Source organism: Streptomyces griseorubiginosus (assembly GCF_036345115.1).
Taxonomy (GTDB): domain Bacteria; phylum Actinomycetota; class Actinomycetes; order Streptomycetales; family Streptomycetaceae; genus Streptomyces; species Streptomyces griseorubiginosus_C.
Genome location: NZ_CP107766.1, coordinates 7,559,799 through 7,585,944, shown reverse-complemented (window position 1 = coordinate 7,585,944; position 26,146 = coordinate 7,559,799). Strand labels below are relative to the sequence as shown.

Sequence of the window (26,146 nt, the reverse complement as noted above, 5' to 3'; positions counted from 1 at the left end):
GTGGACGGACCTGATGTCGGCCGTGACGCTCATCGCTGGACTCCCCTGCTTCCCTGATGACTTAGGCGGCCGCACGGCCGGCGAGTTCGGCGAGGAACAGCAGCGCGGCCCGGGCCGTCGCGTCGTTCTGCCGGAAGGCCGGGCCACCGGTGCGCGGCCTGGTGAAGGCGCCCGGGGTACGGCCGTCGGTGTGCGGTCCGAGCGCGAAGCGCCGTGGGTGCGGCCGGCCGGCCAGGTCGAGGAGCCGTCCGTCGCTGCGGTCCACGCGCAGCAGTCCGTCCGGGGTCTCGGCGACCCCCTCGGCGTGCAGTTCGCGCAGCAGCGGATCGAGGGCCCGCCGGACCGTCGGCTCGGGCAGCCGCGCCTCGACCAGCGCCCGGGCCTCGACCAAGGCTCCCGGCACCGTGGGACTGGACGCCCGGAACACCCCGTCCTCGGCGCGGACCTCCATGTCCGCGCCGACGAACCTGACCACCCCGGCCCGGGACAGCGCGAGCAGCTGCCGCAGCCGGGGCCCGGGCGGCCCGGAGGCGAGATAGCTGAAGAACCCGTGCCACCAGCCGCCGATGTCCCCGAGTTTCACCAACTGCCCGTAGACGGAGAGCAGTCCGAGGAAGACCGCCAGGTCCGGGCTGTACGCGGAATCATGGCGTCGGTTCAGATCCGCCTCGACGTACTCCCGCAGCCCCTCCTGGAGCTCCTCGTGCGACCCGAACCGAAGTCCCGTGAGCGGCCGGTCGAGCTGGGCGAGGTCGAGCCGGTCGCGGGGATCCGGTACCGCGGAGGCGACCAGCACCCCTCGCTCGGCCGGACCGGCCACCGCGTACTTCTCCTCGAAGTCGGCCCAGGACATCGCGGTCCGCTCCGGGTGCACGGTGAACAGCCGGTGGTAGTGGGCGAATCCGAGCTCCTTCTCCACCAGCGGCCACACGTCCGCCCGACTGAGTCCGACAGCGGCTTCGCCACGGGCGAACCCGCCGGGCTTGGCGAGCAGTTCGTCGATCTGGGCCGGCCCCAGGAAGCGGGGCAGCGGCGGCCGCTCGCCGGTCCAGTCGTAGCCGATCTTCGAGTGGTACGGCACTCCGCGCCGCGATCCGACGTGGAGCACCGGTTCCCGTCCCGAGGGGACGTAGGTGTCCCCGTCGTAGCGCCCGCCCCGGCCCTCGGTGAGCAGCACCATCAGGTCGACGAAGGCGAGGCCGAAGCCGCGGACCAGGACGGGTTCGCCGGGCGCGAGCGCGGACAGGTCGCTGTCGGCGGTGAAGTCGGGCGGCAGGTGGACCAGGCCGTGGGTACGGGCGTACGCGGCCAGGTCGCTCTGTTCCGGGTCGAGTTCGGCGTCGAGGTGGCCGAGGGCCAGGACGACCAGGTCGGCGAGGAGCGGACGCGGGCGGCCCTCCAGCCAGACCTGCTGGCGGCCCTGGCGCGATCCGCTGACCCGTAGGGCGCGCAGCGGGTGGTGGTGCACGGTGACGCCGTCCGGGAGGGCAGCCACCGCCCGCTCGTGCACCCAGCGCAGATAGGCACCCTGGAGCTGCCGGTCGGCGAAGGTGCGGCCGTCGATGCCGGCCCACTCGTGCAGGGTGGGGCCGGGGGTCACCGGGCCTGCCATGTCCACGGTCTCGTCGGTGAACATGGTGACGTCCTCGGCGTGCGAGTTCATCCACAGCAGCGGGGACTGGGCAGCGCGCCAGATGCGTCCGGCGCCGGGCGGATGCGGGTCCACCAGGTGGATGTCCAGGCCCTGGCCGTCGTACAGCTCGGGTGCGTTGGCGGCGATGCGCTCGATCAGACCGGTCCCCCGCGGCCCGGCACCGACGATCACCAGGGAGCGCCTCATCGGGTGCGCTCCGAACCGCGGGCGTAGTGCTGCTGCACGGAGTGGAGCAGGTCGACGTATCCCCGGCTGACGCTTCTGAGGACGGGGTTGGCGGACAGTCCGGCGGCCGCGAGCAGGGCGCCCAGCACGAAGCCGAGCACCATGACGACCGCGGTCAGCCAGAGCGTGAGCCACAGTCCGCGAAGCACCGCGTCGGTGGTGAAGCAGTCCACGACGACGTCCCACTGGAACGCGTCGTTGCGCAGGACGGAGTGGACGGCGAGGCCGAGCAGGGCCGACACGGCGACGGCGGCGGTCCACTGGCCGAGACGGCGGCGCGGGACGATCCGCAGGGAATCCGCCTGCCCCGGTATGCCGGGCGGGGCGGGGGCTTTGGCGAGGGTGTCGGAGGACATGCGAGGGCTCCGTGGCTTCGAGTCTCGAACTCGGACGGGTGCCTTCACACGGGTGCGGCCGAGCCCCTCAGCAGGGCCGCCGTCCGAGACTACGGGGCCGTTTCCCCTTGCTGTCAAGGCCGTCCACACTGTGAGCCGTACGTCTCAAGTCGGTTGACGCAAAACCGGATGCCTGTTCCACTTACCTCATGCATCCACAGCAGTGGCTGGTCAAGCGCTCCCACATCGACCTCGGTCGCGTGTGGTCCTCTTCCTGTTGAGCTGACCCACTGCGCGCCCCGGTTCCACGGGGCGCCTTTCGCGTTCTCCTCCTTTCCCGCCTTCTCGCCTTCACACGCGCGCCCTCCCCTCACCCAGCGCTCTTTTCCCGTGCACAGGAGACCGCCCCACCATGCGTACACCCCCGCATGCCCGCAATCGGCTCATCCTCCCGTCAGCCCTCATCACCGCGGGCACACTGCCGACCGGGTCCGCGATCACCGAATCCGGGATCTCCCCGCCCGAGCAGAAGAACTGACGGCGCCTCAGACGGCGTCTCGGAGGCCCTTCCGGCTCACCCGTATGCCCCACTCCTCACCCATACGCCCCGAAGAATCATATTTCACTCACAGTCAGCAGCCGTATGGGAAACGACCCTTGGGGCACCCGGGCTCTCGACGTATTCCCTGTGCACCAGTACCGTCACAAACCCCCCGCGCGGCGGCTATCCACTTGGCGCGCGATCCGCATCATGGATGACCATAGGGATACAGAAGCAAGAGAGACCGCTGTGAGAGGAGGCGTCCATGGGATCGGTGCGCAAGGCGAGTGCCTGGCTGGGCCTCGTTGACGACAACGATGACGAGCGTTACTACGACGACGACGGCTACTCCGAAGGGACCGAGCCCGGGGATGCCTGGGTCACCGACCCACGGGTCAAGGTGGCCTCGGACGTCGCCGAGGAGAAGGGCCGCCGGATCGGCACGGTGACCCCCGACAGCTTCAGAGACGCCCGGGCCATCGGCGAGATGTTCCGCGACGGCGTCCCCGTCATCATGAACCTCACCGCGATGGAGGCCGGTGACGCCAAGCGCGTCGTCGACTTCGCGGCCGGGCTGATCTTCGGACTGCGCGGCTCCATCGAGCGCGTGTCCACCCGGGTGTTCCTGCTGACCCCCGCCAACACGGAGATCGTGAACGGCGACCCGGCACAGCACCGCACGGACGGCTTCTTCAACCAGAGCTGAGGCAGGGCCGCTCGCCGGCCCTGCCCCCGCGGGCTCTACCGGAAGGCGTCCAGTCCGGTGAGCGCCTTGCCCAGCACCAGCTGGTGCATCTCGACGGTGCCCTCGTACGTCAGCACCGACTCGAGGTTCGTCGCGTGCCGCATCACGGGGTATTCGAGGGAGATCCCGTTGGCACCGAGGATCGTCCGTGCCGTACGGCAGATCTCGATGGCCTCGCGGACGTTGTTGAGCTTGCCGAAGCTGACCTGCTCGGGACGCAGGCGGCCGGCGTCCATGCGCCGCCCCAGGTGGTGGGCGAGCAGGATCCCCTTGTGCAGTTCGACCGCCATGTCGGCGAGTTTGGCCTGGGTGAGCTGGAAGCCCCCGATCGGCCGCCCGAACTGCTCGCGCGTCTTCGCGTAGTCGACGGCGCTCTCGAAACACGACCGCGCCGCCCCCATGGCCCCCCACACGATCCCGTACCGTGCGTGCGAGAGACAGCTCAGCGGCCCCTTGAGCCCGACGACCTCCGGCAGCACCGCGTCGGCGGGCAGTCGTACGTCGTCCAGGACCAGCTCGCTCGTGACGCTGGCCCGCAGCGACCACTTGTGCTTGATCTCCGGCGCCGAGAATCCCGGCGTGTCGGTCGGCACGGCGAACCCGCGGATCCCGTCGTCGGTCTGCGCCCACACCACGGCGACCCCGGCGACCGACCCGTTGGTGATCCACATCTTGCGCCCGTTCAGGACCCAGTCCGTGCCGTCCTTCTTGGCGTATGTCCGCATGGAGCCGGGGTCGGAACCGTGGTCGGGCTCGGTCAGCCCGAAGCAGCCGATGACCTCGCCGGCGGCCATGCGGGGCAGCCAGGTCTGCTTCTGCTCCTCGCTGCCGAAGCGGTGGATGGCGTACATGGCGAGGGAGCCCTGCACGGAGACGAGGGAGCGGATGCCGGAGTCGGCGGCCTCCAGCTCCAGACAGGCGAGCCCGTACTGCACGGCGGAGGCGCCGGCACAGCCGTAGCCGCTGAGCGACATCCCGAGGGCGCCGATCTCCCCGAGCTCGCGGGCCAGTTCCCTGATCTCCGGCAGCTCGCCCTTCTCGTACCAGTCGGCGACATGGGGCAGGACCCGGTCGGCGGCCCAGGTCCGCACGGTCGCGCGGATCGCCAGGTCCTCCGGCTCCAGCAGGTCGTCGATGCCGAGGGGGTCGGCGGGGTCGAACGGGGGCATGGCACATCCTCCGGCGGGCGAGCGGCTCGAAACCAAGGCGAAAACCAGCGCGCGAAACTAGCAGCGCTAATTAAGCTTCCGGGGCCGACGTTACAACGCGGGCCCCCGCACAGCCAGACGCCCAGCCGCAGAGACCGTCAGGCCGATACGCGTGACTCCGTGACTTCCCTGGGCGCCGGGAGCTCCACGGCCGCCGGGGCCTCACCGCACTGCATGGTCCGGGGCAGCCGCAGTGCCATCACCGCGCCCAGCACCAACAACCCCGCGCTGACCAGCAAGGTCACGTGCAGACCGTGCACGAAGGCGTCGCGGGCGGCGCGGCGCAGGGCGACCCCGGCGGATCCGCCGAGGCTGCCGGCGACGTCGTAGGCCTCGCCGAGGGAGTGCCCTGCCGACTTCGACGCCGACTCGGGGACCCCGGGCACGCCCGAGAGGCCGGGTGCGTAGGCCGCGTTCATCACGCTGCCGAGCAGGGCGATCCCGATGCCCGCGCCCAGTTGATAGGAGGTCTCACCGATCGCCGCGGCCCCGCCCGCCTGCTCCGGCGGTGCCTCGCTGAGCATCGACTCGTACGCCCCGAAGAGCGTGGTCTCCAGGCCGAACCCGAGCAGCACGAACCCGGACAGCAGCAGCCCGGTGTTGTCGGCGTCCCCCATCGCGGTCAGCAGCAGCACGGCGACGGCGGTGAGGCAGAACCCGGCGCTGACCATCCGGCGCGGGCCGAACCGCCGCAGCAGCCGCGCCCCGGCGAGTCCGGCCGCCATCGCGGCGATGGTCAGCGGCAGCAGTCGTAGACCGGTCTCCAAGGGGGAAAGGTCGAGGACCAGCTGGAGATACTGCGCCGCGATCAGTTCGAGGCCGACCAGGGCGAGCATGGCCAGCACGATGCAGCCGACCGAGGTGCTGAACGCCGGGCGCGTGAACATCCGCAGGTCGACCAGGGGGTGCGTGAGCCGCCGCTGGCGTCGTACGAACAGGACCAGCAGCACCGCGCCCACGATCAGCGGGATCGCGGTGAAGGCGTCGAACTCGCCGCCGCCGAGCCGTTTCACGCCGAGCACGAGGGCGAAGAGTCCGGCGGCGGCCATCAGGGCGCCGACCACGTCCCAGGGGCCGTCCCCGCTGCCCTTCGACTCGGGCAGCAGCAGCCGGCCCACCGGCAGACTGACCAGCATCAGGGGGATGTTGACGAGGAAGACCGAGCCCCACCAGAAGTGCTCGAGGAGGAAGCCGCCGAGCAGCGGTCCGACCGCCGCGCCGACCGCGGCCACCGCGCTCCAGATGCCGATCGCGAGCGCGCGCTCGCGCCGGTCGGGGAAGACCTGGCGGAGGATCGAGAGGGTCGCGGGCATGATCATCGCGCCGCCGACGCCGAGCAGGGCCCGCGCCAGGATCAGCACCTCGGCGCTGTCCGCGAGGGCGGCCGCGGCGGAGGCGACGCCGAAGAGGGCGTAGCCGAGAAGGAGTACGCGTCTGCGGCCCACGCGGTCGCCGAGCGTGCCGAAGAGGATCAGCAGCGAGGCGCAGACGAGCGGATAGACGTCGACGATCCAGAGCAGTTCTATCGCGCCGGGCTTGAGGTCCTCGGTGACGGCGGGCACCGCCACGTGCAGCACCGTCGCGTCGAGGGCGACCAGGAGCAGGCTGACGCAGAGGACGACGAGGACGACCCAGCGGTTTGCACCGGCCCCGGCCGCCCGACGGCGCAGCAGTGCGGCGGCCGTGGTCGTCCCGGACATGTACGTACCTCCCAGATGTTCCCTCGCGTTCGGCGGGCACATGGGGTGGGGACTCCCCATGATCTCGGCCGGAGAGGAGCGGTGGTCTCCGGCCCGCGCAGCGAACGGCGGGTGACACGTCAGCGTACGCGAGTTCGCGCGTACGCCCAGTGGTGGACCTCTCAGACTTGGGACAGAACTCGTGTGGCGTACACCACTCCGCTTGCCTCTTCCCACGACCCGGCGGGCGGGGCGGTTCGGCGCGCGGTCGATAATCGGACCCGTGACCGATCTTGGAACGCGTACCGAACCGGCCCTGCGCCGAGCCGCTCCGGCGCTGCTCGGCTACGCGGCCGTGCGCGCCCTGGGCCTCCTCGCGCTGGCCCTGTGGAGCGCGGCGCGCGACAAGAGCGCGTACACCTTGCTGACGGCCCGCTGGGACGCCCTCTGGTACACGCGGGTCGCGGAACAGGGCTATGGCTACGAGGTGCGCCTCCCGAACGGCGACGTGCACTCGAACCTCGCCTTCTTCCCGCTCCTGCCCTGGCTGGAGCGGGCGCTGTCCGCGCTGACCCCGCTGTCGTACGCCGACGCGGGCTTCGCGGTCTCCCTGCTCGCCTCCCTGATGGCGGCGTGGGGGATCTTCGCGGTGACGGACCACGTGTACGGCAGCCGCGCCGGGGTGTGCGCGGTCCTGCTGTGGGCCGTGCTGCCGGTCGGGATCGTCCAGTCGATGGCGTACAGCGAGTCGCTGTTCACGGCACTGGCGGCCTGGTCCCTGTACGCGATCCTGACCGACCGCTGGGTGACGGCGGGCCTCCTGGCCTCCCTGGCGGGCCTGACCCGCCCGGTAGGCCTCGCGGTGGTGGCAGCGGTGTGGGCGACGGGCGCCGCCGCTTCCCTACGGTCCCGACGGAACCGACAGACCGGCACCGAGACCGGGACGGGCACCGGCGAAGGGGGCCGGGGCGGGGACGACACCGGCACGAGCGAGCGGGGTTGGGGCGCGGACGAGGACAGCGCCGGCCAGCTGGGCCGCGGCGCGTCGGGGGCCGTCGGCGCCGCAGGTGAGCCGCACCCGCCCGGCAGCCGCTCGACCACACACGAACCGCGCCTGCACGGAGACCCCCAGGCCGCAGGCGGCACGGGCACCCCCGCCCCCGGCTCTTTCGTGCGAACCCGAAGCGCGGCGGAGACGGGCGGCGCCCGCGCCGCCGGACACGCCCCCGCGACCGGGACGGCCTCCACGACCGGGCGCGCCCCGGACGCGAAGGGCGCGCTCACCCCGACCCGCGCCCCCGGCACCGACCCCGAGCCCACCCCGGGCACCGATCCCCCGCCCGCCCCCGGCACCGGCCCTGGGCGCACCCCCGACACCAGCCCTGAGCGCACCCCCGGCGTCAGCCCTGGGCGCACCCCCGGCGTCACCCCCCACCGCACCCCCGCCACCGACCCCCCACCCCCCGCCCTCTCCCTCCGCCGTCTCCTCGGCATGGTGCTGGCGCCCCTCGGTGCCGCCGGCTACGTCCTCTGGGTGGGGCATCGCACCGGCAAGGGCCCGCTCGGGTATCTCGACGTCCAGGCCGGCTGGCGGAACGGGTTCGACGGGGGGTACGCCTTCGCCCGTTTCGTCGGCGACAAGTTCACGTCGTTCCCGTCGGCCCTCGCCGGAGTGGGGCTGATCGTCGGGGTCGGGCTGATCGTCTGGCTGTACGTCACCTGCGTGCGGCAGGCGCAGCCGCTGCCCCTGCTGGTGTACGCCGGGGTCGTCACCGCGCTCGCCCTGTGCGCGTCGAGCTACTTCGGCTCGAAACCGCGCCTGCTGATGCCCGCCTTCCCCCTGCTGCTCCCCCTCGCCCTGACCCTCGCCCGCGCGAGGACCCGCAGGTCAGCAGCGGTCGTGGCCGCGATCGCCACCGCGTCCGCCCTGTACGGCGCGTTCTGGCTGAACGGCACCGGTCCACCATGATCGGCCTGCCGCGTCCATGAGCGCCCGGACAATTCCGTCCCATGATTCGGTGAACGAATTCATAAGGGCCATAAAACCGGAACCCGGAATGATCAAAGGAATTGAAGGACGCAGCCACCTGCCTTTGCGGAATCCCTGGAAATAAACCCCCGCCTGAGAGGAATCCCACATCACATCGTCATCACAAAGCCGCTGATTCGACGGGGAACAGAGCTCACTCGCTGTAACGTCGATTGGGTGCGTATCGAACGGAACCCCACCCGTCTGGACCGGGTGTTCGCCAGGCTGGACCGTGAGCCGGAACGGCCGGCCCACCTCAGCGTGCCCAGAGCGAGCCGCCACCGGACCGTCCTGGTGATCGCCGCCCTGGCGTTCTACCTGGCGATCGTGTGGCTGGTGGTGACCACCTCGTGGCTGGTCCGCCTCGACTGGCAGGTCATGTTCTTCCGGCCGTACCAGCAGTGGGCGTCCATCCACTGGTTCGTCGACTACTACGTGGTGCTGGGCCAGCGCGGCCCGACCGCGGTGATGGTCGCGGCCTGGCTGGGCTGGCGTTCCTGGCGGCAGCACACCCTGCGCCCGCTGCTGACCCTCGGCACCTCGCTGCTGCTGCTGAACATCACGGTCGGCGCCGCCAAGTACGGCATGGGAAGGCTCGGACCGCACTACGCCACCGTCATCGGCTCGAACGAGATGGGCCTGGGCGGCGATATATTTCCCAGCGGCCACACCGCCAACGCCGTGGTGACCTGGGGAATCCTGGCCTATCTGGCCTCCACCCCGAGGGCTCAGCGCTGGCTGTCCGCGATCTCCGCGGTGACCTCGCTGGGCGTCGGCATGGCCACCGTCTACCTGGGTACGCACTGGCTGAGCGACGTCCTGCTGGGCTGGGTCGCGGGGCTGCTGATCCTGCTGGCGCTGCCGTGGTTCGAGCCGTGGATCGCCCGTACCGAGGTCTACGCCTTCGACCTGCGCGACCGCTGGCGGGCCCGCGGCGGCGTCAAGGCCCCGGCCCCGGTCACCCCGGTCGCGGCCCCGGCCCGGCTCAAGCCGCTCACCGCTCCGCAGAACGAGACGGCGGCCCGCGAGGCCGCCGTACCGCCGCGTGGCCCCAGGTCACCGGTCCACCTGTCCCCCGGCCCGCACACCAGCCGGTCGGAGCGCACCCCGGTCACCCCGGTCGGCAGCCGCCGGCCGCCGCAGTCGGACCGCCTCGTGCGCGGCACCCCGGCCCCGGCCACCCGGCCGCTGACGGGCGGCTGACCTCGCCCTTCACACCAGCGGGGCCGGTACGCACACCACCCCGCACGAAGCCCCGGGTTCCTCGCGAGGAACCCGGGGCTTCGTCGTGGTACGGGGAGATCTCAGCCCTTCCAGGCCCGGGCGACCAAGCCGTCCTTCACCTCGAAGTTCAGCCGGCCCGCGCGGTACTCCATCGTGATGATCGCCCCCGGTGGCAGCGACCGGACCGTCGACCAGCCGCGCTCACGCGCGATCCGCTCGGCGGCGGCGGAGTCGAGGCCGACGTAGGTGTCCGGGCTGTCGTCGGGTTCGGCGGACGGTGTGGGAATGGGTGCCATGGCGCCACGCTAGGGCCTGCCCGGCGACCACGGAAGTCCGGACCCGGCCGCCCTCCTGTCACGCTTCTGTCACAGGATCACGGCCCGTGTTTCCCTAGCACTGCGTCACACGGACGGGCGTTTCCCTAGCCCTTCCGCGGGTATTCGAACGTGATTTCCGCGTGTCGCCCGACTTCCCCGAAAAGCCTGTGCGAAGGCTTGCCGGACAACGGGCCGCAGTCCCTTTGCCCGCCGATACAGGACAGGTCCGGGGAAGCTGACACCGCATAGGAAATACACGGTTCCGGCACACAACCCCCTTACGCCCCCTGTCGTGCGCACGGGGGCGCGAGCATCATGGCGTGAGCCGAGCGAAGGGGCGAGCGATGGGGACGCAGACCGTGCAGGCGACGGCACGACCCGTGCGGACCAGGCGGCGGGGGCGGCTGGTCGTGGACTGGCTGACCACCACCGACCACAAGAAGATCGGTCACCTCTACCTGATCACGTCGTTCGCGTTCTTCCTGGTCGGCGGGGTCATGGCCCTGCTGATGCGGGCCGAGCTCGCCCGCCCCGGGCTCCAGATCCTGGACAACCAGCAGTTCAACCAGCTGTTCACCATGCACGGCACGATCATGCTGCTGCTGTTCGCGACCCCGAGCTTCGCGGGCTTCGCCAACGAGCTGATGCCGCTCCAGATCGGCGCCCCGGACGTGGCCTTCCCACGACTGAACATGCTGTCGTACTGGTTCTTCCTGTTCGGCGGTCTGATCGTGCTGGGTTCGCTGCTCGTGCCGACCGGCCCCGCCGCCTTCGGCTGGTTCGCCTACGCGCCGCTCAACGACTCCGCGCACTCCCCGGGCGTCGGCCCCGACCTGTGGATCATGGGCCTGGCGCTGGCCGGCTTCGGCACGATCCTCGGGGCGGTCAACTTCATCACCACGATCATCGGGATGCGCGCGCCCGGCATGACGATGTTCCGGATGCCGATCTTCACCTGGAACACCCTGTTCACGTCGATCCTGATCCTGCTGGCGTTCCCGGTGCTCGCGGCCGCGCTGCTGGTCCTGGAGGCGGACCGGCGCTTCGGCTCGCAGGTCTTCGAGGCGGGCAACGGCGGGGCGCTGCTGTGGCAGCACCTGTTCTGGTTCTTCGGGCATCCCGAGGTGTACATCATCGCGCTGCCGTTCTTCGGCATCATCACGGAGATCATCCCGGTCTTCAGCCGCAAGCCGATCTTCGGCTATCTGACGCTGGTCGCGGCGACGATGTCGATCACCGGTCTGTCGATCGTGGTGTGGGCGCACCACATGTTCGTCACCGGCGCGGTGCTGCTGCCGTTCTTCTCGTTCATGAGCTTCCTGATCGCCGTCCCGACGGGCGTGAAGTTCTTCAACTGGACCGGCACGATGATCAAGGGCTCGCTGTCCTTCGAGACACCGATGCTGTGGGCGACCGGCTTCCTGGTGACGTTCCTGTTCGGCGGTCTGACCGGGGTGCTGCTGGCCTCACCCCCGCTGGACTTCCACGTCTCGGACACCTACTTCGTGGTGGCGCACTTCCACTACGTCGTCTTCGGCACGGTCGTCTTCGCGATCTTCGCCGGCTTCTACTTCTGGTGGCCCAAGTTCACCGGCAAGCTGCTCGACGAGCGGCTCGGCAAGATCCACTTCTGGACGCTGTTCGTGGGCTTCCACACCACGTTCCTGGTGCAGCACTGGCTGGGCGCGGAAGGCATGCCCCGCCGGTACGCGGACTACCTCGCCGCGGACGGCTTCACCGCCCTGAACACGGTCTCGACGATCGGCGCCTTCCTGCTCGGCATGTCGACGCTGCCGTTCCTCTACAACATCTGGAAGACCGCGAAGTACGGCGTGCCGGTCGGGGTCGACGACCCGTGGGGCTTCGGCCGCTCCCTGGAGTGGGCGACGTCCTGCCCGCCGCCGCGGCACAACTTCACGACGCTGCCGCGGATCCGTTCCGAGTCCCCGGCGTTCGACCTGCACCATCCGGAGTACGCGGCCCAGGCTCCGCAGCCCGAGCCGAAGAGCGAGCAAGCGAGCGAGCAAGCCGGTCACGCACCGTCCTGATCGCCTCGGTCAGCTCGGCGGGCTCCAGCACCTCGAACTCGAAGCCGGTCAGCACCACATGGATCACCATGACGTCGAGGCTGGAGGCCCCGGTGCGCAGGATGCAGCTGTCGGGCCCCTCCGCCTCCAGCACCCCGGCGCTCGGCGAGATCCGTTCCGCGGCCTCCTCGACCGGCACCAGCAGCCGTACCACCGCGTGTGCGGCGTACGCGCGCGTGGAGACGCCTCGCGAGACATAGGCGGCGAGGTCGTCGGCGGGCGGGGTGCGCGGGGTGAAGCGGGGTCCGTGCGGCGGCTTCGGGGTGATCCGGTCGGCGCGGAAGGTCCGCCAGTCGTCCCGGTCGAGGTCCCAGGCGACCAGGTACCAGCGCCGTTCGCTGCACACCAGGCGGTGCGGTTCGACGGTACGGCGGCTGGTGGCGCCCCCGTGGTCGCGGTACTCGAAGCGCAGCCGCTCGGCGTCCCGGCAGAGGTGGGCGAGCTCGGTGAGGACTCCCGGGTCCACGGCATCGGGCTGGGGGCCGCGCAGCATCGGCACGGTGAAGGCGTTCAGGGCGCCCACCCGGCGGCGCAGCCGGCCCGGCAGGACCTGCTCCAGCTTGGTGAGGGCCCGCACCGAGGTCTCGCCGATGCCCTCGATGCCCTGTCCCGCCGCGGTGCGCAGGCCGACGGCGACCGCGACGGCCTCGTCGTCGTCCAGGAGCAGCGGGGGCAGCTCGGCGCCCGCGCCCAGCTGGTAGCCGCCGCCGGTGCCGGGGCTGGCGTTGACGGGGTAGCCCAGCTCGCGCAGCCGCTCCACGTCCCGCCGCACGGTGCGCGGGGTGACGCCGAGGCGGTCGGCGAGGTCGGCACCGGACCAGTCGCGGTGGGCCTGGAGCAGCGAGAGCAGGCGCAGCAGTCGTGCCGAGGTCTCCAACATGGTGCCGAGTCTGCCAGTCATTGCGGACAGTGGCTGTCCGCAAGCCTTCCTACCTTGGACTCATGGCAGACAACAGCGTGCACAGCCACCGGATCGACATTCCGCAGGCCCAGCTCGACGACCTGCACACCCGCCTGGACCTCACCCGCTGGCCGGACGAACTCCCGGACGCGGGCTGGGCGTACGGCGCCTCCCTGCCGTACCTCCGGGATCTCGCGGCGTACTGGCGCGGCGCCTACGACTGGCGCAAGCACGAGGCCGCGCTCAACGAACTCCCGCAGTACGTCACGGAGATCGACGGCGCCCGGGTGCACTTCCTGCACATCCGCTCCGCCCGCCCGGACGCGCTCCCGCTGATCCTGACGCACGGCTGGCCGGGGTCGGTCGTGGAGTTCCTCGGCGTGATCGGCTCCCTGAGCGAGCAGTTCCACCTGGTGATCCCCTCCATCCCGGGCTTCGGCTTCTCGGGGCCCACGCGCGAGAAGGGCTGGAACGTCAGCCGGGTCGCCCGCGCCTGGGCGGAGCTGATGCGCAGGCTGGGCTACGAGCGCTACGGCGCCCAGGGCGGCGACCTCGGCGCGCTGATCTCCCCCGCGCTGGCCCGTGTCGCCCCCGAGTCCGTGGTCGGCGTCCATGTGAACGCCGCCTCGGTCGGCTTCATCCCGCTCGGTCCGGTCGACGAGGACGCCAGGGAGGGGCTGACCGAGCGCGAACTCAAGAGCCTCGCGAGCATCGCCGACTTCACCACGGACGGCTTCGGCTACAACGTCCTGCAGTCGACCCGCCCGCAGACCCTCTCCTACGGCCTCACCGACTCGCCGGTGGGCCAACTGGCCTGGATCATGGAGAAGTTCCAGGCGTGGACGCACTCCTCGGCAGCACTGCCGGAGGACGCGGTCGACCGGGACACCCTGCTCACCAACGTGATGCTGTACTGGCTGACCGGCACGGCCGGTTCCGCGGCCCGCATGTACTACGAGAACAGCCATGTCCCGGACTGGTTCCCGACGTCGAGCTCCGGGGTGCCGACGGCAGTGGCCAACTTCGGCGAGGACGTGGCGATCCGCCGCTGGGCCGAGCAGGCCAACACCGTCGTGCGCTGGACGGAGTTCGACCGCGGCGGCCACTTCGCGGCCCTGGAGGTCCCGGAGCTGCTCGCCGGTGACGTACGGCAGTTCTTCAGCGCGCTGCGGTGACGGACACCGACAGGTCGTTGTCCCGCGTGTAGTACGGCCCGGCCTCGACCGGGCCGTACGCCGTCTCCACGTGTGCGCGGGGATAGCTGAACACGGGCTGTTTGTCGGCGATGTCGTCGAGCAGCCGGGCGATCCGCACCCGGGGCCCGCTCTCACCGTGCGGCCGCAGCCACAGGTCCCAGATCCCGGGCCCGAGCACCTGATACGGCACCGGGAGGACGAACCGGGCCTCGGCCACGGCGACTTCGGTGCGGTGGGCGGGGCCCGGGGCGTGCCGGGGGCGCAGCTCGGCGTACGCGGCCGGGGTGAAGCAGGTGCCGTAGAGGCGTCCTCGTACGGTCAGTCCGGCGGGCTCCACGCTCGGCTCGTCCGCCTCGGCGTGCGGGGCGCGCAGCCAGCTGCGGACGGTGAGGTTGCCCTGGCGGGTCGCGTACGGGATGCGGACGGCGACGTACCCGCGGGAGCCGCTCGGGGTGCGGGCGGTGAGGGCGCGCAGGTCGGTGGCCCCGGTCACGAGGCGCAGCGGCTCGTCGTCGGCCACGCAAGCGTACGCGTCCCAGCGGCCCTCGGGCAGGAGGACGGTGCTCGGCAGGGCGGCGCGCAGCCGTCCTTCGCCCACCGGGGACAGCGGCAGTCCCACCTCCTCGTGGCCGTCGCGGCGGCGCAGCACCAGATGGGCCGTACCGCTCGCCCCGCCCGCGGTGACGTCGAAGGTCAGGCCGCCGGCGGAGTCGGCGACACAGTCGGCGCGCAGTCGTACGCCCTGCCGTGCGGGCATGGTCCTCCCGTGGTTCATGTCGTCCGGTCAGACCTTCGTGGGCCTCCTTTGGTTGCGTGCGTGCGGTCACTCACTGCTGATACGGCAGTTGCGGAACGTCGAAGCAGGTGCTGTTCATGTCGCCCTGGGAGACCCAGCCCCGGCCGTCCTGCCAGCGGGCCACCGAGAGACAGGTCTTCCGGGACTTCGGCGGCTCGGGCAGGCGCTCGAAGCGGACCGGGACGAGCAGACTGTCCGCCGTGTAACCCTGGCTGCGGTTCATCCAGGCGTCGACACACGCGCGCGTGACGCCCTGTGCCGCGCAGGACTTCGCCGCGTCCGTGAACCACATCGCGGCCGCCCAGCCCTCCAACTGCCACTGGGAGTGCGTCCCGAGGTCCTTCGTGGCGTCCCTGAAGGCGCGTACGGCCGCGTCGCCGGTGTCCTCGAAGTTCCGGCTGGACCCGGTCGCCCACAGGGCGTTGCGGCAGCGCGGGGCGTCCTTGTAGTCGTCGGGGACGGTGGAGGTCCAGTTCTGCACGTTGGTGACCTTGGCGGTGACCTCGACGCCGGCCTCGTCCATCGCCTCGCACAACTGGGCGTTGCCGTGGCTGTCGACGGCGTCGAGAACCAGGTCGACGCCCTGCTCCTTCAGATCGGCCGCCACGGCACGGAAGTTGGGCAGCGCGAAGTCGACCTGCTCGGTGACGACCTTGTAGCCCTCGGCCCGCAGCCCCTGCTCGACGAGCCGTGCGTAGGCGGCGGAGGCGGCCTGGTTGTACGACACGACGGCCGCCGTACGGGCCGCGTGCGCGCGCTTGAAGTAGCGGTAGACCTCGGTGCCGCCGTACTGCCTGCCGTCCCAGCCGGTGGTGCCGGCGCGGGGTGCGAGGCTGCCGTAGATGCCGTAGAGGTGCGGCCAGGTGTCGTAGGCGGCGCCGAGGGGCTGGCCGCCGATGTCGGGCACGCGCGCGTGGGAGACGCGGGAGGCGCCCGCGTAGTCGAGGGCGGTGGTCGCGACCAGGGCGACCACCTTGTCCTCGTCGATCAGCCGGTGCACGCAGGTGTTGTTGCCGACCCCGCTGCCGCCGTCGTCGCACTCGCGCACCTCGATCCGGCGCCCTGCGACGCCCCCGCGCGCGTTGAGGCGCTCGAAGTACGCCTTGGCGCCGTCGCGGGGGCCGGTGAAGGTGTCGCCGCCGACCGGGCTGGTGGCGCTGGTGACGATGCCGACGCGGATCGGGCCGGTGTCCCGCGCGGGGGTGGCCCGCTCCCGGTGCTCGAAGTCGCTCTCCGGCAGCCTGCTGCCGCACGCCGTGCCCACCGCGAGCAGCAGGACGGCGAGGGCGGCCTCAGCAGCCCGGCAGGGCCGACGCCGTGGCATTGCCGCTCAACTGCACCAGTGCGCACAGGGTGTTGACCGAGACCTTCCAGGTGCCGTCCTCCTCGACGGCCGTTCCGGAGGCCTTCGGCAGGGCGGTGGCACCGTTCAAGAGCAGGGTGTACGTCACGGTCGCCTGGTCCGGTTTCGTGAACTCCACCTTGGTGACCTGAGCCTTCACCTGCCCGCCGCGCTGGTCACCGCTGAAGGCCTGGAGCACCGGGCCCATCTCGTCGCCGTTCTCCAGGACCGCCTGCTTGTCCTTGGTGGAGGTCTTCGGGTCGAAGAACTTCTCCCAGTTCGTCTTGATCTCGCGCTGGGCGGCAGCCGCGTCGGCCGGTCCGCTCGGTGACGGCGGCGCGGAGGACGCCGGCTGCTCCACGGAAGGCGTCGGCGGCGGGCTCTCGCTGCCGCCGCCGCTGTCGTCGCTGCACGCCGTGAGGGCCACGGCGAGGACGAACCCCACCACCAGCCCCCGGCTGCCGTTCCCCCACGTGCGGTCGCTCCCGAGAACCATCTGGCTCACCACCGGGTGTCGGTCCGGGCCATGTGCGCCCGGTGCTTTCAGGGTCAGCTTCAAGAAGGCATAGTGCAAGCGATTGGCTGACATGGACAGGGACGCGACATGTGGGAGCCAGAGATGCGGACAGCCCGACTGCGGACCGTGCACCCCGTCCTCTGGGCCGGCTGGGCCGCGCTCGCCGCGGGCGCGGTGCTGTGCGTGCTCGGCTGGTACGGCGTCTCGGGCGAGCGCTACGCCGAGCGGCAGCTGCCCTACCTCGCCTCCTGCACGGTCCCAGGCGCCGCGCTGATCGTCGCCGGCGCGGTCCTCCTCACCCACGGCCGGGGCGCGCTCGCCGCCGCGCGCGTGGAGGAGCTGTACGGCCTCCTGGTCGCGGCGGAGCCCGCGGAGGCCGAGGAGTCCGCCACGAGCGCTCCCCTGGCGGTCAGCGGAGACCTCCTCATGGTGCCCGGCGGCACGCTCTGGCACCGCGCGGACTGCCCGCTGGTCGCCGGGAAGGTGGAGTCGGTCCCGGTGGACGCCAAGCTCCTGGCGAGCGGCGAGCTGGGTCCCTGCCCGATCTGCGAGCCGGTCGAGGAAACCGACTGATGTCCTCGCTGACCTGGGACCTCACGCTGGCCGGTCTGTCGGTCGGCAGTGCGGCCGCGCTCACCGGAATCGGCCTGATCGTGACGTACCGCGCGACCGGGGTGCTGAACTTCGCGCACGGGGCGATCGCGATGGTGTGTGCGTACGCGCTGCGGCAGTGCGTGGTGGAGTGGGGCTGGCCGCTGTGGGTCGGCGCGGTGCTGACGCTCCTGGTCCTGGCCCCGGCCCTGGGTGTGGTGCTGGAGCGTTTCGTCTTCCGGCCGCTGTCCGTCCTGGGCGGCGATCCGGCCCAGACCCCGGTGGCCTCCATCGGGGTGTTCGTGCTGCTCGTGGGCGGGGCCGCGCTGCTGTGGGGCCAGGGCGCCCGGGACGACGCCCCTGAGCTGGTGCCGGCGGACCCGTGGGGGCAGCTGGCGGTCGTCCTGGTGCTGGCCGTGGGCGTCGGCGCCGTGATCCGCCGGACCCGCTTCGGACGGGAGCTGCGGGCCGTCGTGGACGACCGGCGGCTGGCCGTGCTGGGCGGGATCGACGCCGACCGGGTGGCGGCGGCCGGCTGGGCGTTCGGGTCGTTCACGGCGGGCCTGACGGGGGTGCTGCTGGCGCCCCACGTCCGCCTGGACCCGTACGGTCTCCCTCTGCTCGTCATGGAGGTGGTGGCGGTCGCCGTGGCGGCCCGGATGCGGAGCCTGCCGGTGGCCGTCCTGGTGGCGCTGGCCATCGGGGTCGCCCAGAGCCAGCTGACGAGACTGCACCCCTCGGGCTGGGGCGAGCCGCTGCTCCAGGCGGTCGGCGCGAACCTCTTCGTCGTGGCCCTGCTGATCGCCTCCCTGGCACTCCCCCGTGTCGGGACCCGCGACGCACTCCCCCGCACGGCCACCGCGCGCGTGCCGACGCCGCCGGGCGCGTGGATCGTCGCGGCGGTGCTGTTCCTGCTCCCGCTGGGCTTCGCGGGCTCGGACCTGCACACGTCGGTCCAGGTACCGGCGCTGGGAGTGGTGCTGCTGTCGCTGGTGGTGGTGACGGGCAGGGGCGGTCAGATCTCGCTCGGACAAGCGGCCTACGCGGGCCTGGGCGCCCTGTTGACGGCACTGCTCGCCGCGGGCCGCTTCCCCGGCCTGCCCCGCCTGCCGGAACTGGCGGCCCTGGCCCTTGCGGTGCTCCTGGTGGCCCCCCTGGGCCTCCTGACCGGCTGGCCGGCGATCACCCGCCGGGGCCTGGCGCTGGCCCTCGCGACGTTCGCGGTCGGCGTGGGCGTGAGCCGCTTCGTCTTCGCCCAGCCGTACGCCACGTCGGGCCTGTCCCTGGACCGCCCCGAGGGCTTCGAGGGCGACCGCGCGTACTACGTCCTGGAGCTGGCCCTGCTGACACTGGCCCTGCTGGCGACCCGAGCCCTGCGCAGAGGCCGCACCGGCAGGGCCCTGGCCGCCCTGCGCGATCACGAGCCGGGCGCGTCGGCGGCCGGCGTCCGGGTCCCCGCCCTGAAGCTCCTGGCCTTCGTGGCGGGCGCCGCCCTGGCCGCCCTGGGCGGCGGAATGCTCGCCATGGGCCTGCGCGCCTTCGACCCCGGCGCCTACGACCCCGTCCGCAGCCTCCTGTGGTTCGCCGCGGTGGTGGTCCTGGGCGCCGACAGCACCCTGGGCGCCCTGGCCGCGGCGGCCCTCCTGGTCGGCCTGGACGCGGGGGCGAGGGGCGGGGTGGCGGCGGCCCTGATCGGCGTCCTGGCGGTGCTGGTGGGCCGGTTCCCGGGGGGCCCGTACGAGGCGGTACGGCGGCTGCGGTCCGGGCGGAGACCGACGCTGACGGCGAAGGGCCGTGAGGCACGGCACCGACTGCGGTCAGCGCAGCTGTCGTTCCCCGCCGCAACGGCGAGCACCCCGAGGGCGGACCCCGGCGGTGCCGAACCCACCCCGGCCCACCGCCGCAGCCCCCTCCCACCGCCGGCCGCCGACGGCGCCGCACCCCCACCGGGGCCACCCGCACCCAAAGGCCGGGGAGTCCTCACCACCCACAACCTCCAGGCCCGCTACGACGGCTTCACCGCCCTCGACGGAATCGACCTCACCGTCCCCCCAGGCAGCATCACCGCGATCATCGGCCCCAACGGCGCCGGAAAGAGCACCCTCTTCCACTGCCTGGCAGGCACCCTCCGCCCCACCCACGGCCAAGTCCGCTACGACAACAAGGACATCACCCACCTGTCCCCCCACACCCGCACCCGCCTCGGCATCGCCCGCACCTTCCAGCAACTCGCCGTCTTCCCCACCCTGACCGTCACCGAGAACATCCAAGTGGGCGCGGAACAGGGCCACATCAAAGACCCAGAGGCACCGGACCGCGCCCTCAGGCTGCTCACCCTCGACGGCAACCTGCGCAACGCCCCGGCCGCCGGCCTCCCCACCGGCACCCTCCGCCGCGTGGAACTCGCCAGAGCCCTCGCCGGCACCCCGAGCGTCCTCCTCCTCGACGAACCCGCCGCCGGCCTGGACACCGCCGAGGTGACCGCTCTGGCCCGTGTCCTCAAGGCCCTCGCGGCGGACGGCACCGCCCTCCTGGTCGTCGAGCACGACCTCGACCTGGTCGCCGACCTCGCGGACGTCGTGCACGTCATGACCGCGGGCCGCATCATCGCCTCCGGGCCCCCGGCCCACGTGCTGGACGCACTCGACGCCCGGGAGACGGCCGTATGAAAGGAATCTCCCTGCGCCACGCGCGCGTGCGCTACGGCCCGTTGGAGGCCCTGCACGGCGTCACCCTCACCGCCCCCGGTCCCGGCCTCACCGTCCTGCTGGGCCGCAACGGATCGGGCCGTACGACGGCGCTGCGCGCCCTGGCCGGAACCGTGCCCCTGACCAGGGGCAGCGTGGTGTGGGACGGCGCCGACGTGACGCGCGTGCCGGCGTACGAGCGGGCCCGCCGCGGGCTGTGCATGGTCCCCGAGCGCCAGGCGGTGTTCGGCTCGCTCACCGTCCGCGAGAACCTCGAACTCGCCGCGTCCGCCCACGACCTGGCCCTGGACGCCTACCCGCAACTGGCCCCGCTGCTCCCCCGCCGGGCCGGCACCCTCTCCGGCGGCGAACAGCGGATGCTCGCGATCTCCCGCGCCCTGCTGGCACGCGCACGCGTGGTCCTCGTCGACGAGCCGGCCCAGGGCATGTCCCCGACGGTCGCGGCCCGCACGTACGAACTGCTCGCCGCGCTGGACGCGTGCGTGGTCGTGGCCGAACAGCGGCTGCCGCCCGCGCTGCTCGGCAGGACGGCGATCGTGTACGAACTGCGGCGCGGCGCGGTCGTGTTCGCCGGGGAGGCGGCGGAGCCGCGGCCGGGGTGAGCCTCGGTGGCACCTTGTGCGCCCAGGGGCCCCGCCCGGTCGGAGGACCGGACGGGGCCCCGTGCCCGCGACAGGGGGGAGCTCTCAGATTTCGAGGCGCTGCCCGGGCACGATCAGGTTGGGATCAGCTCCGATGACGGCCTTGTTGGCGGTGTAGAGCCGCTGCCAGGTGGTGCCGTGCCGGGCGGCGACCTTGCTGAGCGTGTCGCCCGGGCGGACGGTGTAGTCGCCGCGGGACGCGCTGCGGTTGATGTGGCCCTCCGAACGGGTCGGCGTCTTCGCCGGCTTGGAGGGGGCGGCCTTGGCGGAGGAGGAGCTCCCGGCCGAGCCGGAGGAGGCGCCGGGCGCGCTGCCGTACGCCCCGGCCCGGGCAGAGCAGGTCGGCCAGGCGCCCCACCCCTGGGCGCCCTGGACCTTGGTGGCCACGGCGATCTGCTGGGACTTGGTGGCCTGGTCGGCGGTGGGCGCGTAGGCCGTACCGCCGTACGCGCGCCAGGTGCCGGCGGAGAACTGGAGTCCCCCGTAGTAGCCGTTGCCGGTGTTGATGTGCCAGTTCCCGCCGCTCTCGCACTGGGCGATGCGGTCCCACACCCCGCCGTCCGCCGCCACGGAGTTGCCGGCCGCGGCCAGCAGTCCGAGGGGGGCGAGCAGGGCGGCCCCGGCAAGGGCCGCGGTGGTCCGGGTCTTACGAGCGCTGTCGCGCGTGGTATCGGCACATTCGGACATGCGGTTCCCTCTCGAACAACCCGGGGTCCCCCAAGGCGGGGCGCGCTCCCGGCACAGGGGCCGGGTGGTCGCGCTCCGCCCCGTCCGCCGAAGGTGGTGCGAAGTGCTGGCTTGGTGCGTCGGCGGACGTTCCCGAGCGGTGCTCGCTGCACACGGCGGAGGAATGTAGGGAGGGCGACCGGTCGGCATCAACCAACTGCTTGTCATTCCAGGCCAGTTCGCCGTTACCGAGGGTATCGGCGATTTCCGGACACCCACTTCATTCGCTGATTTCCTGATTTGTCGACCAGGTGCGTTACCGATCTGTGACTCAGTTCACGCAACCAACTCCCTTGCCTTTCCATCGACTTGACACTGAGTGTCCGATTCCGCACCTGCGGTGACCCTGTGCGCTGGATGGTTCGATTCCGTTCGCCCTGGGGCGTGACTCCCGCCACAGATCGGCCGTTGTCTTCTTCATGAGCCCGGGACCCGCCCGAGCACCACATCCCGAGGGAGCCACCCGTGCCGCGCATGCTCGACGTCAGCGACGAGGTACGTGCCGAGATCGGCGACGAAGAAGCCGACCGGCTGCTCGCCGGAGAGAACGCCCCCGGCAGTTACGACTGCACGTCCTGCCGCACCCAGGGCGACTCCGAACAGGAGCGCACCAGCACCGTCCTGTTCATCGGCGACGAGACCGCCGTCCTGGCCTTCGCCCACGCCACCTGCCTGCCCTCCCAGGTCGTCCAGGTCACCGAGGAGCAGCTCCAGGGCGCGGTGAAGTCCATCACCGGTGACACCGTCGACCTGGACCCGGACAAGGTCGTACCCGAGCAGGCGGTGCTCGGGGTGACCAGCGGACTGGTCCTGATCGCCGGGGAGTTGCACCCGGCGCTGGTCGTGGAGCCCACCGGGCCGATCGTGCGGCCGGGCGCGACGGGACTCGGCGATGACTTCCTGCCGCTGCTGATCGAGCAGGGCTTCATGCCGCTGACCACGATCGACTCGGTGCCGTCGGTGCTGCACGGCTGGTCGGTGCTGCTGGCGGTGGGCCAGCTGCACGCGGTGCTCCAGCCGTCGGCGAACGGCGGCCAGCCGGTGGCCTGGTGGCAGGCGCACCAGCCGCTCCAGGTCACCGAGGGCTGGCGGGCCGCCGCGAACAAGCACCAGCAGGTGCTGATGTTCGCCGCCCCGGTGGGCTCCATCGGACGCCAGCCGCGCGAGGACCTGCTGCGGGACGCCCTCGACAAGGCCGCGGCCAACGGGAAGTTGGTGGCTGCCGCGATGCCCCTCGCGGGCACCTGAGGGGCCCTCGGGGAACCCACCCTTGAGGGCACACCCGCATCCCTGAAGTCCCGCGGTCGTTTGGACATACGTGCACCCATACGACGCTCCGCGCCGGTTTCCCGGCGGACCATCGGCCACGCCGATCTACGACGCGCTCTACTCCGAGTACGTCAAGACCTTCCGTTCGCTGCCGGGTGACCGCAGCGGCGAGGAGGAGCTGGGCTTCACCGCGTTCGGGAACACCCCGCACGCCTCGGGCTCGTTCAGCAGCTCGTACAGCGCCTACAGCGCGGGGGCGTTCAGCGCCCGCCAGCAGTCGCAGTGGCAGCGGGTGGGACACATCGGGCAGCAGCACACCGGGATGCACCACGTCCCGGCGGCGCTGCCGCCCGGCCCGCGCAGAGGGATCTGAGGCATGAGTGAGGGGGCGGTCCCGGACGGGACCGCCCCCTCACTCATGCTCGCGTCACTTCTTCCTGGTGTTCTTCGCGCCGCGCTTCTCGCGCACCCGCACCGAGATGTGGATCGGGGTGCCCTCGAAGCCGAACTCCTCACGCAGCCGGCGCTCGATGAACCGCCGGTAGCCCGCCTCGATGAACCCGGAGGCGAAGAGCACGAACCGCGGCGGCTTGGTGCCGGCCTGGGTGCCGAAGAGGATGCGCGGCTGCTTGCCGCCCCGGATCGGGTGCGGGTGGGCGGCGACCAGCTCACCCAGGAAGGCGTTCAGGCGGCCGGTCGGGACCCGTGTCTCCCAGCCCGCCAGCGCCGTCTCGATCGCCGGGACGAGCTTCTCCATGTGCCGTCCGGTCTTCGCCGAGACGTTCACGCGCGGCGCCCAGGCGACCTGGCCGAGCTCGGTCTCGATCTCCCGCTCCAGGTAGTAGCGGCGCTCCTCGTCGAGGGTGTCCCACTTGTTGTAGGCCATGACGACGGCGCGGCCCGCCTCGACGGCCATGGTGACGATCCGCTGGTCCTGCACCGAGATGGACTCGGAGCCGTCGATCAGGATGACCGCGACCTCGGCCTTCTCGACGGCGGCCGCGGTACGCAGCGAGGCGTAGTAGTCGGCGCCCTGCTGGAGGTGGACCCGCTTGCGGATACCGGCGGTGTCGACGAACTTCCAGGTGATGCCGCCGAGTTCGATCAGCTCGTCGACCGGGTCACGGGTGGTGCCGGCCATCTCGTTGACGACGACCCGCTCCTCGCCGGCGACCTTGTTCAGCAGCGAGGACTTGCCGACGTTCGGGCGGCCGATCAGCGCGATCCGGCGGGGGCCGCCGATCCCGGTGCCGCCGAAGGTCTGCTCGGGCGCCTCCGGCAGCGCCTCCAGGACCGCGTCCAGCATGTCGCCGGTGCCCCGGCCGTGCAGCGCGGAGACGGGGTGCGGCTCGCCGAGGCCCAGGGACCACAGGTACGCCGCGTCGGACTCACCGCTCAGGCCGTCGACCTTGTTGGCAGCCAGCACCACGGGCTTGCCGGCCTTGCGCAGCAGTCGTACGACCGCCTCGTCGGTGTCGGTGGCACCCACCTTGGCGTCGACGACGAACACGACGGCGTCGGCGGCCTCGATGGCGTACTCGGCCTGCGCGGCCACGGAGGCGTCGATGCCGAGGACGTCCTGCTCCCAGCCGCCGGTGTCGACGACCTTGAAGCGGCGCCCGGCCCACTCGGCCTCGTAGGTCACGCGGTCACGGGTGACCCCGGGCTTGTCCTCCACGACGGCCTCGCGGCGTCCGATGATGCGGTTGACGAGGGTCGACTTGCCGACATTGGGGCGGCCGACGACGGCGAGCACGGGCAGCGGACCGTGCCCGGCCGCCTCGATGGCCCCCTCGACGTCCTCGATGTCGAAGCCCTCTTCCGCGGCGAGCTCCATGAACTCCGCGTACTCGGCGTCGCCAAGCGCCCCGTGGTCGTGCTCCTCGCCCGAGCCCTCGGAGTGGATGTGGTCGTTCATGAAGTCCGTACCTCGTTCATCGTGGTGATCGGTGGACCGGCCGGAGGTGTCCGGTTTGATCCACTACTCAGTGTCGCCTAGCGCCCGGTGAGGCGCCTGGCGTTTTCCAGGTGACTGCTCAGTTGCTTCTGGATGCGTTCGGTCGCCTCGTCGAGCGCCCTGCGCGTCCGCCGTCCGGTGCCGTCGCCCGCCTCGAAGGGCTCGCCGAAGACGACGTCGACGCGGCTGCGCAGCGGAGGCAGCCCCTTTATCAACCGTCCCGGCTTCTCGTTGCTTCCCAGCACCGCTACCGGGACGATCGGAGCCTCGCCCCGCACGGCGAAGTACGCGAGCCCCGCGCGCAACGCGGCGAAGTCGCCCTCGCCCCGGCTGCCCTCGGGGAAGATGCCGAGCACTCCGCCGCCCGCGAGGACGTGCAGCGCCCGGGAGATCGCCTGGCGGTCGGCGGCCGTACGGTCCACCTTCAGCTGACCGATGGCCGTCAGGAACGGGTCGAGCGGACCGACGAACGCCTCCTTCTTGATCAGGAAGTGCGTCGGCCGGGGCGCCACACCCATGACCATCGGACCGTCGATGTTGTGGGAGTGGTTGACGGCGAGGATCACCGGACCGGTGCTCGGCACCTTCCAGGCACCCAGCACCCGCGGCTTCCACAGCCCGTACATCAGGCCGACGCCGATCCGCCGCCCGACCTCGGCCCCCCGCCCCGAGGGCAGCTCGCTCACTTGCCGGCCCGCTTCTCCTCGACGAGGGTCACGACACACTCGATGACCTGCGCGAGGGTGAGCTCGGTGGTGTCCACCTCGACCGCGTCGTCGGCCTTGGCGAGCGGGGAGGTCTTCCGGCTGGAGTCGGCCGCGTCCCGCTTGATCAGGGCCTCGCGGGTGGCCTGGACGTCGGCACCCTTGAGCTCACCGCTGCGGCGGGCGGCGCGGGCCTCCGGCGAGGCGGTGAGGAAGATCTTGAGGTCGGCGTCGGGCAGCACGGTGGTGCCGATGTCCCGCCCCTCGACGACGATGCCCTTCTCGGCGGAGGAGGCGAGCGAGCGCTGGAGCTCGGTGATCCGGGCCCGCACCTCGGGCACCGCGCTCACGGCGCTCACCTTGGAGGTGACCTCCTGGGTGCGGATCGGACCGGCCACGTCGGTGCCGTCGACGGTGATCGTCGGGTTCTCCGGGTCGGTGCCGGAGACGATCTCCGCCTTGCCGGCCACGGCGGCGATCGCCGTCGGGTCGTCGATGTCGATGCCGTTGTTCACCATCCACCAGGTGATCGCCCGGTACTGGGCGCCGGTGTCCAGGTAGCTCAGCCCCAGCTGCGCGGCGACAGCCTTCGAAGTGCTCGACTTGCCCGTGCCGGAGGGGCCGTCGATGGCGACAATCACGGGCTGGGCGGCGCCGTTTTCCACGGGGGGACACCTTTCGGGTGCGGTCTGGCGAGTGGTGTGGGGGCGCGACTGTGCCCCGCACCAGGTTACTGGCTCCCCGGACCCTGTCT

General features: G+C 71.8%; 22 protein-coding genes and 2 pseudogenes. 11 read left to right on the top strand and 13 right to left on the bottom strand.

From position 1 onward, the window contains the following. Positions 1-61 precede the first annotated feature (61 nt). Positions 62-1,840, bottom strand: a complete 1,779-nt coding sequence (locus OHN19_RS34275) for an FAD/NAD(P)-binding protein (RefSeq protein ID WP_330267910.1) — start codon at positions 1,838-1,840, stop codon at positions 62-64. A 35-nt stretch (positions 1,841-1,875) separates the two neighbouring features. Continuing rightward, positions 1,876-2,235 (bottom strand): annotated as a pseudogene (locus tag OHN19_RS34270) (amino acid ABC transporter permease); the annotation flags it as partial. 391 nt (positions 2,236-2,626) lie between these two features. On the opposite strand from OHN19_RS34270, the gene OHN19_RS34265 reads away from it, so the two are divergent. Together OHN19_RS34265 and OHN19_RS34260 are read left to right on the top strand one after the other, a co-directional pair. Next, positions 2,627-2,752 carry a hypothetical protein gene (locus OHN19_RS34265; RefSeq protein ID WP_330267909.1) on the top strand — a complete coding sequence of 42 codons (126 nt, stop codon included), beginning with the start codon at positions 2,627-2,629 and terminating at the stop codon, positions 2,750-2,752. A gap of 268 nt (positions 2,753-3,020) precedes the next feature. Continuing rightward, positions 3,021-3,461 (top strand): cell division protein SepF, encoded by a 441-nt coding sequence (locus OHN19_RS34260; RefSeq protein ID WP_020139399.1) that lies wholly within the window; start codon positions 3,021-3,023, stop codon positions 3,459-3,461. A 35-nt stretch (positions 3,462-3,496) separates the two neighbouring features. Here OHN19_RS34260 and OHN19_RS34255 read toward each other — a convergent pair whose 3' ends face one another. Together OHN19_RS34255 and OHN19_RS34250 are read right to left on the bottom strand one after the other, a co-directional pair. Then, the gene (locus OHN19_RS34255) at positions 3,497-4,669 is read right to left on the bottom strand and encodes an acyl-CoA dehydrogenase family protein (RefSeq protein WP_330267908.1); all 1,173 of its coding nucleotides are present in this window, start codon (positions 4,667-4,669) and stop codon (positions 3,497-3,499) included. A gap of 137 nt (positions 4,670-4,806) precedes the next feature. Continuing rightward, entirely contained in the window at positions 4,807-6,408 is a 1,602-nt protein-coding gene (locus OHN19_RS34250; protein ID WP_330267907.1) for an MFS transporter, read from the bottom strand. Positions 6,409-6,670: 262 nt separating this feature from the next. Here OHN19_RS34250 and OHN19_RS34245 point away from each other — a divergent pair, with 262 nt between their 5' ends. Beyond that, entirely contained in the window at positions 6,671-8,356 is a 1,686-nt protein-coding gene (locus OHN19_RS34245) for a mannosyltransferase family protein (RefSeq protein ID WP_330267906.1), read from the top strand. Positions 8,357-8,593: 237 nt separating this feature from the next. Then, the gene (locus OHN19_RS34240; protein ID WP_330267905.1) at positions 8,594-9,619 is read left to right on the top strand and encodes a phosphatase PAP2 family protein; all 1,026 of its coding nucleotides are present in this window, start codon (positions 8,594-8,596) and stop codon (positions 9,617-9,619) included. A gap of 101 nt (positions 9,620-9,720) precedes the next feature. On the opposite strand, the gene OHN19_RS34235 is transcribed toward OHN19_RS34240, so the two are convergent. After that, positions 9,721-9,936, bottom strand: coding sequence for an I78 family peptidase inhibitor (locus tag OHN19_RS34235; RefSeq protein ID WP_330267904.1), 216 nt, complete (start codon positions 9,934-9,936; stop codon positions 9,721-9,723). 365 nt (positions 9,937-10,301) lie between these two features. Between OHN19_RS34235 and ctaD the strand changes: the two are divergent. Continuing rightward, positions 10,302-11,828, top strand: a pseudogene (gene ctaD / locus OHN19_RS34230) (cytochrome c oxidase subunit I); the annotation flags it as partial. A 43-nt stretch (positions 11,829-11,871) separates the two neighbouring features. On the opposite strand, the gene OHN19_RS34225 reads toward ctaD, so the two are convergent. Beyond that, on the bottom strand, positions 11,872-12,924 hold the full coding sequence (locus OHN19_RS34225; protein WP_330267903.1) for a YafY family protein: 1,053 nt from the start codon (positions 12,922-12,924) through the stop codon (positions 11,872-11,874). 62 nt (positions 12,925-12,986) lie between these two features. On the opposite strand from OHN19_RS34225, the gene OHN19_RS34220 reads away from it, so the two are divergent. Beyond that, the gene (locus OHN19_RS34220) at positions 12,987-14,120 is read left to right on the top strand and encodes an epoxide hydrolase family protein (protein WP_330267902.1); all 1,134 of its coding nucleotides are present in this window, start codon (positions 12,987-12,989) and stop codon (positions 14,118-14,120) included. On the opposite strand, the gene OHN19_RS34215 is transcribed toward OHN19_RS34220, so the two are convergent. The 3 genes from OHN19_RS34215 to OHN19_RS34205 all read right to left on the bottom strand — a co-directional run bounded on the left by OHN19_RS34215 (position 14,104) and on the right by OHN19_RS34205 (position 16,787). Then, entirely contained in the window at positions 14,104-14,898 is a 795-nt protein-coding gene (locus OHN19_RS34215; protein WP_330267901.1) for a hypothetical protein, read from the bottom strand. The two genes, OHN19_RS34220 and OHN19_RS34215, sit on opposite strands and share 17 nt — an antisense overlap. Positions 14,899-14,968: 70 nt before the next feature. Then, positions 14,969-16,261 (bottom strand): ABC transporter substrate-binding protein, encoded by a 1,293-nt coding sequence (locus OHN19_RS34210; RefSeq protein WP_330267900.1) that lies wholly within the window; start codon positions 16,259-16,261, stop codon positions 14,969-14,971. Next, complete coding sequence (locus tag OHN19_RS34205; protein WP_391196312.1) at positions 16,230-16,787, bottom strand: hypothetical protein; 558 nt, start codon at positions 16,785-16,787, stop codon at positions 16,230-16,232. Before OHN19_RS34205 ends, OHN19_RS34210 begins: the two co-directional genes overlap by 32 nt. Positions 16,788-16,898: 111 nt before the next feature. Here OHN19_RS34205 and OHN19_RS34200 point away from each other — a divergent pair, with 111 nt between their 5' ends. From OHN19_RS34200 to OHN19_RS34190, 3 genes are read left to right on the top strand one after another with little or no spacing between them, the layout of a single operon-like run. Then, the gene (locus OHN19_RS34200) at positions 16,899-17,369 is read left to right on the top strand and encodes a hypothetical protein (protein ID WP_330267898.1); all 471 of its coding nucleotides are present in this window, start codon (positions 16,899-16,901) and stop codon (positions 17,367-17,369) included. Further along, positions 17,369-20,056, top strand: coding sequence for an ABC transporter permease subunit (locus OHN19_RS34195; RefSeq protein ID WP_330267897.1), 2,688 nt, complete (start codon positions 17,369-17,371; stop codon positions 20,054-20,056). The genes OHN19_RS34200 and OHN19_RS34195 overlap by 1 nt, the downstream gene beginning before the upstream one ends. Then, a complete protein-coding gene (locus OHN19_RS34190) occupies positions 20,053-20,697 on the top strand; it encodes an ABC transporter ATP-binding protein (RefSeq protein ID WP_330267896.1) in 645 nt (214 codons plus the stop codon). The genes OHN19_RS34195 and OHN19_RS34190 overlap by 4 nt, the downstream gene beginning before the upstream one ends. An 84-nt stretch (positions 20,698-20,781) precedes the next feature. On the opposite strand, the gene OHN19_RS34185 is transcribed toward OHN19_RS34190, so the two are convergent. Next, positions 20,782-21,423, bottom strand: coding sequence for a transglycosylase family protein (locus OHN19_RS34185; protein WP_330267895.1), 642 nt, complete (start codon positions 21,421-21,423; stop codon positions 20,782-20,784). A 504-nt stretch (positions 21,424-21,927) separates the two neighbouring features. Here OHN19_RS34185 and OHN19_RS34180 point away from each other — a divergent pair. Together OHN19_RS34180 and OHN19_RS34175 are read left to right on the top strand one after the other, a co-directional pair. Beyond that, complete coding sequence (locus OHN19_RS34180; RefSeq protein ID WP_123759788.1) at positions 21,928-22,710, top strand: hypothetical protein; 783 nt, start codon at positions 21,928-21,930, stop codon at positions 22,708-22,710. A 70-nt stretch (positions 22,711-22,780) separates the two neighbouring features. Next, positions 22,781-23,104: a hypothetical protein gene (locus OHN19_RS34175; RefSeq protein WP_020139415.1), complete on the top strand. Its 324-nt coding sequence runs from the start codon at positions 22,781-22,783 to the stop codon at positions 23,102-23,104. Between the two features lie 54 nt (positions 23,105-23,158). Here OHN19_RS34175 and der read toward each other — a convergent pair whose 3' ends face one another. The 3 genes from der to cmk form a co-directional block, all read right to left on the bottom strand. Next, positions 23,159-24,649: a ribosome biogenesis GTPase Der gene (gene der / locus OHN19_RS34170; RefSeq protein ID WP_330267894.1), complete on the bottom strand. Its 1,491-nt coding sequence runs from the start codon at positions 24,647-24,649 to the stop codon at positions 23,159-23,161. A 77-nt stretch (positions 24,650-24,726) separates the two neighbouring features. Continuing rightward, complete coding sequence (locus OHN19_RS34165) at positions 24,727-25,314, bottom strand: lysophospholipid acyltransferase family protein (protein ID WP_330269774.1); 588 nt, start codon at positions 25,312-25,314, stop codon at positions 24,727-24,729. A 56-nt stretch (positions 25,315-25,370) separates the two neighbouring features. Then, the gene (gene cmk, locus OHN19_RS34160) at positions 25,371-26,057 is read right to left on the bottom strand and encodes a (d)CMP kinase (RefSeq protein ID WP_330267893.1); all 687 of its coding nucleotides are present in this window, start codon (positions 26,055-26,057) and stop codon (positions 25,371-25,373) included. Positions 26,058-26,146: the final 89 nt, after the last annotated feature.